At 50.2% G+C, this 13397-nt stretch carries 11 protein-coding genes and 1 pseudogene; 9 read left to right on the forward strand and 3 right to left on the reverse strand.

Annotated features, from left to right (window positions below; translation table 11 throughout):
- The first annotated feature begins 3 nt into the window (after positions 1 to 3).
- The 6 genes from WH45_RS16490 (at position 4) to WH45_RS16515 (ending at position 6905) form a co-directional block, all read left to right on the forward strand.
- On the forward strand, positions 4 to 927 hold the full coding sequence (locus tag WH45_RS16490) for a carbohydrate ABC transporter permease (protein ID WP_200897734.1): 924 nt from the start codon (positions 4 to 6) through the stop codon (positions 925 to 927).
- A 15-nt stretch (positions 928 to 942) separates the two neighbouring features.
- The gene (locus tag WH45_RS16495) at positions 943 to 1761 is read left to right on the forward strand and encodes a carbohydrate ABC transporter permease (protein ID WP_046215524.1); all 819 of its coding nucleotides are present in this window, start codon (positions 943 to 945) and stop codon (positions 1759 to 1761) included.
- A 105-nt stretch (positions 1762 to 1866) separates the two neighbouring features.
- Entirely contained in the window at positions 1867 to 3693 is a 1827-nt protein-coding gene (locus WH45_RS16500; RefSeq protein ID WP_046215525.1) for a glycoside hydrolase family 2 protein, read from the forward strand.
- A 197-nt stretch (positions 3694 to 3890) separates the two neighbouring features.
- Positions 3891 to 4829, forward strand: coding sequence for a copper amine oxidase N-terminal domain-containing protein (locus tag WH45_RS16505; RefSeq protein ID WP_046215526.1), 939 nt, complete (start codon positions 3891 to 3893; stop codon positions 4827 to 4829).
- A 329-nt stretch (positions 4830 to 5158) separates the two neighbouring features.
- A complete protein-coding gene (locus tag WH45_RS16510) occupies positions 5159 to 6220 on the forward strand; it encodes a Kiwa anti-phage protein KwaB-like domain-containing protein (protein WP_046215527.1) in 1062 nt (353 codons plus the stop codon).
- 19 nt (positions 6221 to 6239) lie between these two features.
- Positions 6240 to 6905: a hypothetical protein gene (locus WH45_RS16515; RefSeq protein WP_052723823.1), complete on the forward strand. Its 666-nt coding sequence runs from the start codon at positions 6240 to 6242 to the stop codon at positions 6903 to 6905.
- Positions 6906 to 6937: 32 nt separating this feature from the next.
- On the opposite strand, the gene WH45_RS22930 is transcribed toward WH45_RS16515, so the two are convergent.
- From WH45_RS22930 to mntA, 3 genes and pseudogenes are all read right to left on the reverse strand, one after another.
- The gene (locus WH45_RS22930) at positions 6938 to 7444 is read right to left on the reverse strand and encodes a hypothetical protein (protein WP_052723824.1); all 507 of its coding nucleotides are present in this window, start codon (positions 7442 to 7444) and stop codon (positions 6938 to 6940) included.
- A 270-nt stretch (positions 7445 to 7714) separates the two neighbouring features.
- Positions 7715 to 8122 (reverse strand): type VII toxin-antitoxin system HepT family RNase toxin, encoded by a 408-nt coding sequence (gene hepT / locus WH45_RS23780; RefSeq protein ID WP_152663585.1) that lies wholly within the window; start codon positions 8120 to 8122, stop codon positions 7715 to 7717.
- 51 nt (positions 8123 to 8173) lie between these two features.
- Positions 8174 to 8530: pseudogene (mntA, locus tag WH45_RS23785) on the reverse strand (type VII toxin-antitoxin system MntA family adenylyltransferase antitoxin); the annotation flags it as partial.
- 337 nt (positions 8531 to 8867) lie between these two features.
- On the opposite strand from mntA, the gene WH45_RS16530 reads away from it, so the two are divergent.
- From WH45_RS16530 to WH45_RS16540, 3 genes are all read left to right on the forward strand, one after another.
- A complete protein-coding gene (locus WH45_RS16530; protein WP_052723825.1) occupies positions 8868 to 10406 on the forward strand; it encodes a PTS transporter subunit EIIC in 1539 nt (512 codons plus the stop codon).
- Positions 10396 to 11229, forward strand: a complete 834-nt coding sequence (locus WH45_RS16535) for a PRD domain-containing protein (RefSeq protein WP_046215529.1) — start codon at positions 10396 to 10398, stop codon at positions 11227 to 11229. The genes WH45_RS16530 and WH45_RS16535 overlap by 11 nt, the downstream gene beginning before the upstream one ends.
- Before the next feature lie 485 nt (positions 11230 to 11714).
- Positions 11715 to 13226: a glycoside hydrolase family 68 protein gene (locus tag WH45_RS16540; RefSeq protein WP_046215530.1), complete on the forward strand. Its 1512-nt coding sequence runs from the start codon at positions 11715 to 11717 to the stop codon at positions 13224 to 13226.
- Positions 13227 to 13397 lie beyond the last annotated feature (171 nt).

The following is a 13397-nucleotide window of genomic DNA, read 5'->3' on the forward strand; positions in this document are numbered from 1 at the left end:
ATAATGGCTGTCAAATCCATTGCACATAAAAAAAGCATAACGAGGGGCAGCAGAGGACTGGCCCGTCAGGGCTGGGTAACCGGTGTGATGATGGTACTGCCGTATACGATATTTTTTCTGCTGTTCTCGTTGTTCCCGATCCTGTACGGGCTGCGGGTCAGCTTTTACGACTGGTCGCTGCTGGGAGACAAGGAGTTTATCGGCTTCCTCAACTATACGACCCTGCTTCAGGATGAAGAGTTTCGCAATAATCTGCTGCACACGGTGCTGTTCACTATTGTCAGCGTACCGCTAATTTGCGGAATCGGGTTGCTGCTGGCTGTGCTGATCCATGGTATCCGGCGGGGACAGGCTTTTTTTCGGGCTGCGGTATTTATGCCGTATGTATTGTCCGTCTCCGTTATTTCCAGCATATGGGTGATTTTCCTTCAGCCATACAGTGGATTGTTCAACCAGATTCTGCGCACACTCGGTCTGATCAACAGTGAAATATTCTGGCTGTCCGAGCCGCTGCTGGCCTGGGCTTCGATTATTATGTCTACAATCTGGTGGACGGTCGGTTTTGTATTTGTACTGTTTCTGGCGGGGCTGCAGGATATTCCGGCGTCCTTTTACGAAGCTGGACAGATCGAAGGGGCGAACCGCTGGCAGACCTTCTGGCATATTACGTTCCCGTCATTGTCGCGTATTACCATTCTGGTCGTGGTTCTGCAGACGATTGCTTCCTTCAAAATATTCGGGCAATCCAAACTGATCACTGGCGGCGGACCGGCAGGCGCGACCAAAACCGTCGTGTTTTCCATTTATGAAAACGGATTCCAGACATTCCAGATGGGTTATGCATCAGCGATTGCCTTTGTGCTGATGATTGTCATTCTGGTCATCTCTGTACTGCAGACACTGGTGCTGCGCAAATTTGAATCATAAGGAGGGAACAGGCAGATGACAACAATGGACCGGGCGTATATGTATGTGAGCCGGATTGTAGCTGTACTGCTGGCAATCTTTTTCCTGATCCCGATTATATGGATGCTGCTGCTGTCATTTACACCCGAAGGTCAGCCGATCTTCGGTGATGGATTTCATTTTTCGTTTACCAACTATGCCAAGGTGCTCAGTCAGGCACCCATCTTTGGCTGGATGGGCAACAGTCTGATCGTCTCGGTCGTTACGACCGCACTCGTGCTGCTGCTGTCTTCCATGGCGGCCTATGCATTCTCACGGATTCGCTTTCCGGGCAGTAAAGTACTGTTTTTCCTGTTTCTGTCTGCGATGATGATCCCGGCGGAAGCGACGCTGATTCCGCTGTACCTGTTCATGAGAGACATCGGTCTGCTCGGTACACGTACTTCGCTGATTCTGCCGGCTGTTGCCGGACCGATGGGGATCTTCATTATGAAGCAGTTCTTCGACGGACTGCCCAAGGATCTGGAAGAAGCCGCCCGTATCGATGGCGCCGGTTTCTTCAAAATCTGGTATCGCATCTTCCTGCCGCTGTCCCGTCCGGCTCTGGCCGCACTCGGCATTTTTACTTTTATCGGGGCATGGAATGATTATGTATGGCCGCTGATCTCGATCTCGGACAAGGCATTCATGACCATCACGCTCGGTCTGCCGATGTTCCAGAGCTCCTATGTGCAGCAGTATGCACTGCCGATGACGGCCAATGCACTGGCTGCCATTCCGGTACTGCTCATATTCCTGCTATTCCAGAAGCAGATCATCAAGGGGATCGCTTTTACAGGCGGCAAAGAAATGTAGCAGGGGCGTGCGGGGGGCAGACTTGTTCTTTCCGCAGCAGATGAACTCAGCAAGAGATTCAGTAAGACACTACCAACTATCCAATTTATAAGGAGGCTGTATGTAATGAACGTATCTGCCGAACAATCCACTGGAAATAACCACTCTGCACCTGCCATACCGAGGCCGGAGTATCCAAGACCGCAGCTAGTACGCGAACAGTGGCTCAATCTGAACGGAGCCTGGGAATTTGCGTTTGATGATCAGCGCAGAGGAGATCGGGAGCGCTGGTATATGTCCGGTCAGGGAGCGTTTGATCGGGAGATTCAGGTGCCGTTTACGTTTCAGAGTGAGCTGAGCGGGATCGGAGAGACCGGTTTTCATGATCTGGTATGGTATCGCAGGCAGCTGGATATTCCGACAGACTGGACGGGGAAAAGAGTGCTGCTGCATTTTGGTGCTGTCGATTACAAGGCGACCGTGTGGGTCAATGGCAAATGGGCAGTATCGCATGAAGGCGGACATACGCCTTTTCAGGCGGATATTACCGATCTGCTGGACGCGCACAATGAAGTGGTCGTGCGGGTGGAGGATTACAGCAAGGACGTTACCCTGCCGAGAGGCAAGCAGTACTGGAAAGAAGACTCTGCCAGCATTTTCTATACCCGGACAACCGGGATCTGGCAGACGGTATGGCTGGAGCCGGTGGAGGAGTGTCATTTGCATCAGGTAAAGTTCACGCCGGATATCGACCGCAATGAGATCGGCATCCGCCTGTTTTACCCGGAAACTTCGCTGCAGCAGATGATTGCTGCCGGCACTTCCCTCACTGCGCGTCTAACGGTATCTTTTGCAGGGGAGATGGTGACGCAGGATGAGTTCCTGGTGACTCATCCCGAGCAGATCCGCTCGATCGGACTGAATGATTTTAACGATCATGGATTGGGACGCTGGTGGACGCCCGAATCGCCGAATCTGTACGATATCCGTCTGGAGCTGCTGCGGGATCAGGTCGTGGTGGACCGGGTGGACAGTTATTTTGGCATGCGCAAGATCTCGATCGAGAATGGCAAGCTGAATCTGAACAATCGTCCGTATTTCCTGCGTCTCGTACTGGATCAAGGGTATTTCCCGGATGGTATCCTGACTGCGCCAACCGACGAGGCGCTGCTGCGGGATATCGAGCTGACCCAGGCGATGGGATTCAACGGGGTGCGCAAGCATCAGAAGATGGAGGACCCGCGCTTTCTGTACTGGTGTGATCGCAAAGGTCTGCTCGTCTGGGGCGAGGCGGCCAATGCTTACAGCTATTCCGAGCAGTATGTCCGCCGCTTCCTCCATGAATGGCAGGAAATTATCGAGCGGGATTACAATCATCCGTCCATTATCGTGTGGGTGCCGATGAATGAGAGCTGGGGCATTCCGAATGTGCAGGTCGATCAGCGTCAGCAGCAGCATGGACTAACGCTGTATCATCTGACCCGTTCCCTCGATCCGACCCGTCCGGTCATTTATAATGACGGCTGGGAGATGATGGATACCGATCTGGTCGCGATTCATGATTATGAATGGCGGGAAGAGGTGCTCACCGAGCGGTATGCGGATGTAAATACGGCTGTAAATGCCATGCCGGGCAGCCGCCGCATCTTCGTAGGCGGTGCCGGTTATAAGGGACAGCCTGTACTGGTGACCGAATTTGGCGGTATTGCCTACAAGAAGAGCGAGTGGGAAGGTTGGGGGTATTCCGGCGCTGATAATGATGAGGATTATCTCAGCCGGCTGCAGGCAGTGATCCGTCCGATGCATCTGTCACCGATTGTGCAGGGTTTCTGCTATACCCAGCTGACCGATGTAGAGCAGGAGATCAATGGCCTGCTGACCTATGATCGTGCACCGAAGGTCCCGCTGGAACAAATCCGGGCGATTGTGATGAACAAGCCAGTTGAACAATAAGGGATGCGAAATGGAAAGACCTGCAGTACCTGTATGATCAGGTGCTGCAGGTCTTTTGCCTTTTCGATTCGGCAAGGAAGAGCGATGACAGATCATTGCGTGAACATGGATACCGGTAAAATGAATCTGCGCAACTTTTATTCTCCCAGCAGAGTATGTACTACCGGAAGCAAATTCATGACAAAGAAGGGATAAGATTGAAAAAGCTCATTGCTGCCTCGATTGCAGCAGGATTGCTGCTCAGCTCCACACCTACATACGCATCACCCGTTAGCATTACCACGCCCGATCAGCAGACGATAAAAGGATCGGATGCACAAATTCGCGAAGGAAGAAAACTGATACCGATCCGCGATCTTGCCAGAGCGATCGATGCCACTCTTGCTGTAGATTCGGTGCATCACAAGGTCACTCTGAAAAAGTGGGGAGAAGTATATACTTTTACAATTGGCAAAGCCAGATATCGCGTAAATAAGGATAACGATCCAACCTCGGAGCTTACTGTACCGTTTCAGCAGATCAAGGGACGTACGTATATCCCTGTCAATTTCCTAATGCCATTGGGGTACCAAATTAGTACCAAAGGCAGTCAGCTGAGTATCCATTCCCCGCTCAGTGAAAAGGACAGACAGACACTGTATCACGGCGATCTTGCTTCAGCCCGGCAGCTGGCGACTGGACTGCTGAGTCAAATACCAAAGCATGGAGAGAAAAAGCTGCTGCAATTGCATTATGACCAAGAATCCGAGAGCGTGGAAAATCATTGTCTCTTTCCTGCTGGAAAAGCACTGCAGTTCTATCACATCACTGCAGACACAGTATCCTTTATCGAGTTTAAAGAAGATTTCCCTGTCATTACATGGCAGGCTCATCTTCCTCAAAATTCCTCCGATGCATTAAAAGATTTTCTGAATTTTAAATTGAAGGATAAATGGGGAAGTGTACCTGTGAAAAATACAGATTATTTGTACAATATGTATAGTTATCTTGGTGACAGCAGTATGTCCATCACCGGAATTGTGAATGCTGATGGAGGTTACAACCGGACCGGATACGAATATGAGGTAGGTGGGGGCGTGACAGATGCGGGTGGGAAACTCTCTTTTGTTATGCCGGGAGAGCAGCGTACGGATTAAGTATCGGATGCACAGACGAAAGTGTGAATAATTTTTATTTTCGATATAAAAAATGGAAGGATATTGGTCCATAGACTTTACGATCAAAGTTCCACCGTCCTAACCAAATACAATCTCTCCAAAAGCCCGGATTACATGCTCCTATAGCATCCGGGCTTTTTCCCTGTTACCCAAAATTTATTTTGATTAAAAAAGGAAATTACAGGGATATTTTGGTAAAATATAAGTAGCCCAGCTATCCCTTTTCAGAGCAAATCATGGGCTGACTACAAACTCAATGTTCACACGGCATACCCGGCAACCAACTCATTCAAAGGAATGGTGAACACATGAATATTAACGCACCGGATCATCCGGTATACCGCCTGGCTGCCATGGAGACGACCGCCGAAGCACTGGAGCAGATGGGTCTGTCCTTTTTTACCGTACGCAAGCAAAAAGAGGCAGATCACTACTATCGTGCCCGGGAAAGTGCCATATCGGCTGATGTGCAAAATTGGCTAAAAAAGCAAGTTGTATACGCTTTCCGTTCATTTCGGCAGGAAAACAGCCGGGAGGAGAGCGAATTTATGGTAAGCGATTATAATTTTGAAGTTCAGAAAAATGATACGCTGGCGATGCTGGAGCTGGATTCCTCCGAAGGAACGGTGGCTGAACGCAAGGAAGGTCTGATCTTTGCGCTGGAGCACCCGGATAGCGGGCTGGAAGATTCCAGCACTCATTTCCAGATGATTCAGATCCAGCTGGAAGACGAGAACATATACTGCTGCTTCTACCGCAAGCCCAAGCGCAGTATCGGTAAAAAGAAATTCGCTTTCAAAAACTCCGGAGAGCTGCAGTTTGCGGACAGTGAACTGCTGGAGATCGGTGGTCCGATCGACTTTTTTATCGTTGAAGATACGATTTTTATATCCAACTTGCGTCCGTTCGAGTATGCTTTTGATTATCAGGATCATATTAACGAGCTGCGGGATGAGAATCTGGAGCGGATCACGGCGCTGCCTTTCTTTGATGGAGAGGAATCCAACCGGGAAGAGTTCGAGGACAGCTGCCGCCAGTACTTCTATTCACGCAGCCTGGCGCAGATTCAGCCGGAGACAATTGAAGTGCTGCAGCGCAATTTTGAAGACCGGTGTGAAGAGCTCAAGCTGATCCGGCGCAAAATGCCGCGTCAGCCCGAACGGGCGGAGGCTTACCGGCGAAAGTACCGTGCATTGTGGGAACTGTATGACTTTATCGATCTGGACAAGCGCAAAATCCGGTTCCATAAGGATCAGGAGCCCAAGACGCTGATCCAGTTCTTTTCCGATAAGATTGTCCAGTCTTTCCTGACCGGAGAATATGGAGTGGCTGTGAGTTACGAGAATTCGGCAGATGAGCCGACTGCATGAGTGATGAGAAGGGGGCCGTATGATGTGGACCAAAAGAGAGCAGGTACTAATGTGGATCACCGCGTATATACCGCTCCTGATCGTCATGTTCAGCGGATTTATTTACCATAACGACCTGCTGCCTGCCGGACTGACCAAGGACAAGCTCGAAGACATGTTCACCCGCTGGTGGGTTGTGGAACTGGTCTTTCTCGTGACCGTCCTGCTCATCTCGCTGGGATTGTACCGGCTGGTCATCTGGTGGCTGCTGCGTGGACTGGAGGAACGGCTCGCCACCCGCACCATCGGCCGGGAAGTGTCGATCCGCCAGTATGAGAAGATTAGCGTCAATGACTATACCTTTTTCCTGCTGACCTTGCTGCTGCCGCAGATTGTTGTCGACTACTCCTCGGTGGTCAATCTGACGGTGTCGATGTTTATCATTATTTTTATTATTACGGTGTATGTAAAGACAGACAGCATCGCGACCTGCCCGCTGTTCTTCGTATCCGGGAGGCAGGTGTATCAGGGAATCATCTCCAATCGGACCCGGGATGAGGAAGAGATCAATCCGGATGTACGCCGCAGCGCCGTACTGATCGTCCGCGAGAAAGACATGAATCTGGATGTCAAATACCGCGCTCAGGTGCTGGTCAGCAATGTCTACATGATCCAACCGTCTGAAAAAGAGCAGGAAGACGTATAGTCTCCTGCTCTTTTTTGATGTAAATGGCCAATCTAGCGTACTTCAATGGCAAATGCTGCGGAAGTATCGCCAAGTGTGTATTCGGTATTTTCCTTGATCCATGAAGCGCTTAAGGCATAGTAATAAGTACCTTTGGCTGCTGGTGCAGCGAAACTGCCATTTTGGAGAGGGATATTTACCGGCTGGTTATTGACGAACTGCTGAACGATTAGCTCATTCGGTGCAGGATCATAAGGATAGCCAACATGGATTATGGTGTTTGCAGGCACAATAGCAGGTTCTTTCCCTGTCATTGCGTCTTGGCCTCCTACACTATCGGCACAGCCCTGGTTCCAGCAGTAAGTGGTCTGCACCCAGGGAATTGCTGTCTTACCGGCTGTGATCGTTGGCGCAGGCGGCTTGTCAGCACTCCAGTCAACCGGAGGATGGCCAGCAGCAGGAGCGATAGCCGGAGGAATAGTAGACTCAAAAAGTCGCGGTACCATAAGCACAGATACAACCACAATAATGGCGGTAATCAGCCAACCTCTTTTTCTCATAGCAACCACCTCAAAGCAATAGACGATACAAATGGAAAAAAGTTACATACACCCGTTCCAACCACATAATGCCATACGCACAGAACGGGGGAAAGGAAATAAAGACAAAGGACGACATTGGAGCCGGGGAATCTACATTTCCTACTAATTCGTAGATTCCCCGGCTCCGCGGGAAGACGTGTCCTTATTCCTTTTCGAAGTGGATGCTGCTCAATCAGGAAATATTATCCACCTGTTATCACTTCATCATGCCTGACTTGATGCGCATAATCAGGCTTTCTGCCCCACCTGCGCCAGATATCGCTCAAAATCAGGCAGCTGATGCTCAATCATCTCTTCCAGAATCTCCACCTGCACCGCCTGATAATCATGCATCGCAATATTGCGGAATCCGACCATGGCTTTGAGATTGCGATTCAGCTCCCGGTCGATCCAGCCGCTCCGATGCAGCAGGTCAAAGGCATCCCGGCTGCTCTGGGGTACGCCCAGCTGCTGTTCTGCGATAATGTGCATCGCCAGATCCAGACAGGCTTCACAGGCACGCTGCAGGTTCAGAATAATCGAATCCTGCCGGGTAAAGTTATACAGATTCTCCGCGTTTCCTGCATACTCTTCATGAATACGCTGAATACAGCGCCGGATTGTGGCGCTTTTGTTCAGATAAATATCCTGGTTCACAGTCATTCCTCCAGATGTATAGTATTGGATCACCGGCTGCCGCCGATCGTTCAGCAGGGCATATTCCGTATAGGCTCTCATCCAGGCCAGCTGCCGTGGCAGCGGTTGTTCTTCATATATCATTTTTCCGGTCGAAGCGATCTGCAGTTGGAACACCGTACTCGCTTCCCTGAAATCGATCAGATCCACATCCCGTCCCAGTTCATCCGCCAGTTCCTGAGCGAGCATGAACCGCTGATAGACAGACAGAGCTGTCCCGGACAGATAGGCGATATCCACATCGCTGTCCGGCCGCATCTGGCTGCGTGCAGCAGAGCCGAGCAGAATAATGGTATCCGCTGCGCACTGCTGCCGGAGGAAGGCGACAATCGATTGCTGCTGGTCATCTGTCAGCCGGGTGGTCATCATGCTTCCTCCTTTGCTGTTGTGCTAATTATCGCAGCAATCAGGCTAATCCATCTCATTGCAGTACGGAGTAGTCCGGCCCGGCAAAAGGTAGATCAGCCACCTGCATATTCTGTGACAATATACCATGAAGCCAGCTTTTATCACAAATGAACCCCGTACCGGCCATCTACAGCTCTCTACTCACGAGCATTGTCAGAAACGGCAATCTATCCTATACTACAGAGTTGTTACTTTGTAACTCCTATGAAATTTTCAGAATATACCGGAATTGCTGTATTTTTCAAATTATAATCCATATCCATCATTCCGGATCAAGACCGATAAAGGAGGAATAGAGTTGCCCGATGAAGTAAGCCCGCCCTCTTCCGGCAGAAGACGTGACAAAGGAAATCAGGCACGGGAGCTCGCCCTGCGTCTGGTAGAACTGTCCGGTGGTGCCGATAATGTGCTCGAAGTGATGCACTGCACTACCCGTATCCGGTTTAAATTAAAAAATCATGATGCCATCCATGAATCTGAGCTTCATCAATTGAAAGAAGTGCAAAATATCAACCGTCAGGCCGGACAGCTGCAAATTATTGTCGGGCCGGAGCTTGTCTACAAAGTACACCGGCAGATCACCCGTCTGCTTCAGGAGCACGAACAGAGCCGCTTGGAACAGCCAGTTGTCGAAGTGCAGCCAAAATCGGAAATCTCCGAACCGCCTACATCGACGGGTGCCCAGCAGGCACATCCGGTTACCAGTCGTCTGATGCAGGCAGCAGCTGTCTTTTCGGATATTCTGCTGCCGATTTTGCCGCTGTTTATCGCAGCGGGTATTTTGCTGGGACTGGTGAGCATTTTGCAGTCTTCCGGCTCGGTGGCACCGGATGCGGTCTGGTTCAGGTTGCTGCAACTGCTGACCAGTTCCGCTTTTCAGGTGATCAGTGTACTGTTTGGCTATCATGCAGCCAAGAGATTTGGCGGTACACCGGCAATCGGTGCGGTGCTTGGTATTGCCATGTCCCGCCCCGATCTGGCGCTGCTGGTCAGTTCCTATGGAACAACGGTGCAGACGGCCGGTACACTGGCGGATCCGCAGTTTAGCTACCAGGGATCAATGATCCCGATTATTCTGGCCGTGCTGGTCATGTCCTGGATCGAGAAGGGACTGCGCCGGATACTGCCGGCATCGGCAGCTACCCTGCTGGCACCGGGCATCAGTCTGGTTGCCGGTGGTGCGCTGGCGATTCTCGCGATTGGTCCGGCAGCGGTCTGGCTTGGCGAATGGGTCGGCCAGCTGCTGAAATACCTGTTTATCTATGGAGGAACATTCTTCGGACTGATCCTGGGCGGCATCTACAGTACGATTGTATTGACCGGTCTGCATCAGGGGATACAGGCAATAGAGGTCGGATTGATCTCCGATCCGCATGTAGGCGTGAACTTCTTGCTGCCGATCTGGTCGATGGCCAATATGGCCCAGGGTGGTGCAGGACTGGCCGTCTACCTGGTCACCCGCAGCAGTGAGCTGCGCAAGGTAGCCCTGTCCGGTTCGATCACGGCTTTTCTCGGGATTACCGAACCGATTGCGCTGGGTGTTAATCTCAAGCTGGGCCGGCCTTTCCTCGGAGCGGCGATCGGGGGAGCGGTAGGCGGCGCCTATGTAGGCTTCCACCACGTCGTGGCCAATTCTTTTGGGCTGACCGGTATTCCGATGCTGGCGTATATTATTCCTTTTGGCGAAGCCAACTTTGTTCATTATATGATCGGTTTTCTGCTGGCCGCAGGAACAGCCTTTGTGGCTGCTCTGCTGCTGGGCGTAGAGAAACCGGCTTTTCGGTACAATATTTCACACTTCATTCGTAAAGTCACAGGAGGACCTTATGAAAATTAAAAAGATTCTCAACAATAATGCCGTGGTCGTCGATGATCATGGCCAGGAAAAGATTGTAATGGGCGGCGGTATCTCTTTTGAAAAAGGGAAAAACGATATCGTGGACACCCAGCGGATCGAGAAAGTATTTATTCTGGAAGATCAGGAGCGCTATGGTTATCTGCAGGAAATGCTGCAAAAGCTGCCTGAAGAAGAGATTGCCGTCTCCGAAAGTATTATTTCCCATGCCGAGCAGGAACTGCAGGTTACCTTTAACGAGCATATTCATATTGCGCTCACCGACCATCTGTCCTTTGCACTGGAGCGGCTGCGCAGCGGTATGGTCATTCACAACACTCTGCTGGAAGAGATCCGGCTGCTGTATCCGGCAGAATTCCGTATTGGCCTGCATGCGAGGGAGTTGATCTCTCGCCGTCTGCAGGTTGATATCCCCGAAGATGAAGTCGGCTATATTGCGATGCATATTCATACGGCCCGTATGAATGCCGGTGCGCAGGCGACGGCGGCAGGCATGGCGGCGATCATGAAGGATATTGTGGAAGAGATTGAGTATATCGTGAATCAGCGACTTGACCGCAAGTCAGCTGCCTATGAACGATTGATGAGCCAGTTGAAAAGTATCCTGCAGGAACATCAGCAGGATCTGGACCCTGAGATTATCCGGATTGCGATCGAGCGGTATGGCACTGTCTATGAGCAGGTGCAGGAGCTGTCCGAACAGATTGACGAGGAATACGGCTATACATTTACAGAGAGTCAGCGTGTATTGATCGCTATTGAAGTAAATCGTCTGCTGGAGAGACTGGGTCATAACACCCGCTAAATGGATAATGTCATGGAAGAGAGATCCATTTTATCAGTGTTATTGGATGGTTAGATCAGATATTTGAAGGTGGAAAGCAAAGGACACAGGTCTATTGCCCCATGCGAATAGTGCAATACACCACCCTGATTTCACCATAATATGGATAAATAGTAGCTGGCGACCAGCCTTGATTACAAAAATGTAAACTTTGAAACAGTGAAAATAAGACCAATAATCGCAGAAAATAATGAAAATTTACAGAAATATCCTTTTGTGTCGGTTTGTAAATTGGTTAATTCAGTCTATAGTGTTCCAATGATTCGCCCTATAGAATAAGTGTCAGCAACAGCATATCCGGGTGTGTTACTGGTAAAGCAGGCAAGACCTAAAAAACTCCGTGAGGAATCCGTGCGGCAATCGCCGTCCGTTCCTTATAGGGATTTTTAGGTCTTTTTTGTGCGCCGACGCAGCCATATTCTCGAATTCAGAAAGGGAGAAGGAACATGAAAATCAAGAATTTTTCCAGAAAAGCAGCTGCCGCTACGATCGCAGCCGCCATGCTTGCAGGGGGGACATCCGCTTTTGCGAGCGGATCAGAACAGGATTACAATGGAGGCGTACAGCCGGCTCCGTCGACACCTGTGATCGAACCGGCATCCGCTGTATTTGAAGATACGTACGGATTCACTCACCTTACACGCTTTGATGCACTGAAAATCGCCAGCCAGCAAGGTCAATCCCAATTTGAGGTACCTGGCTTTGATGTCACCAAGATTCGCAATATCCCTTCCGCCAAAGGCAAGGATGCAAACGGCAATACGATTGATCTGGACGTATGGGACACCTGGCCGCTGCAAAATGCGGACGGCACGGTAGCCAACTATAACGGTTATGAAGTGGTCTTCGGACTGGCGGGCGATCCGAAAGTGTCTTCCGACACCTTCATTTACCTGTTCTACAAAAAAGCAGGCGACCAATCTCTGGATGCCTGGAAAAATGCAGGTCGTGTCTTCAAGGATACCGACAAAATGGTACCGAACGATTCGATCCTGAATAACCAGTCCGAAGAATGGTCCGGTTCGGCGACACTGACCAAAGGAGGCAAAGTCCGCCTGTTCTACACCAACCGTCAGCCATGGGATGCAGACAAAGGATTCTTCGGTAAACAGACCCTGACTACCGCTCAGGTCAATGTATCCGAACCTTCCAATGGAACGCTGCAGGTAAATGGCGTCGAAGATTTCAAATCGATCTTTGATGGCGACGGCAAAATGTACCAAACTGTAGATCAGGCATTCCGTGCAGGAGATTACTCCGATAACCATACTCTCAGAGATCCGCACTATGTAGAAGATAACGGTCATAAATATCTGGTGTTTGAAGCCAATACCGGCTCCGAGACCGGTTACCAGGGCCAATCGATGCTGTCCAACAAAGCCTACTATGGCGGAGATGACAAATTCTTTGAAAGCGAACGGGAGAAGCTCCTGAACAGCCCGGACCGCAACTATATTACAATCGCGAACGGTGCTCTTGGCATCATCGAATTGAATGACGATTATTCCCTCAAAAAAGTCATGAAGCCGCTCATCGCGTCCAACACGGTTACCGATGAGATCGAACGTGCCAACATTTTCAAAATGAAAGGCAAATGGTACCTGTTCACCGATACACGCGGTGCCAAAATGTTCGTCGATGGCGTGGATGACGAAGACATCTACATGCTCGGTTATGTAGCGGATTCCATCGATGGTCCTTACAAGCCGCTCAACGGCAGCGGGCTGGTACTGCACCAGGATCTGAACAAGCGTGATATTACGTGGAACTATGCTCACTTTGCGATTCCACAGGTCAAAGGCAACAAAGTGGTAATTACCAGCTACATGACCAACAGAGGATTCTATACCGATCACCATTCTACGTTTGCACCAAGCTTTGAAGTGATGATCAACGGCAGCCGCACCAAAGTAATGCCAAACAGTACGCTGGAACAGGGTCAGATCACATCCAAATAGGATATGGATTCCATAACCTGACAGAACGATAAGATTGTAAAGTAAGGCAGAGAAGTAAGGCAGAAAAGTCAGCAAACAAAGTTAGAGGGGAAAAGAAAATGTCCGGGTAGGAGCGGCATTTTCTTTTCCTTTATTCATTTTGTTGGAAGCAAGTTAGCCAGCGCATTACGG

Origin of the sequence: Paenibacillus wulumuqiensis (assembly GCF_000971965.1) — a bacterium.
Taxonomy (GTDB): domain Bacteria; phylum Bacillota; class Bacilli; order Paenibacillales; family Paenibacillaceae; genus Saccharibacillus; species Saccharibacillus wulumuqiensis.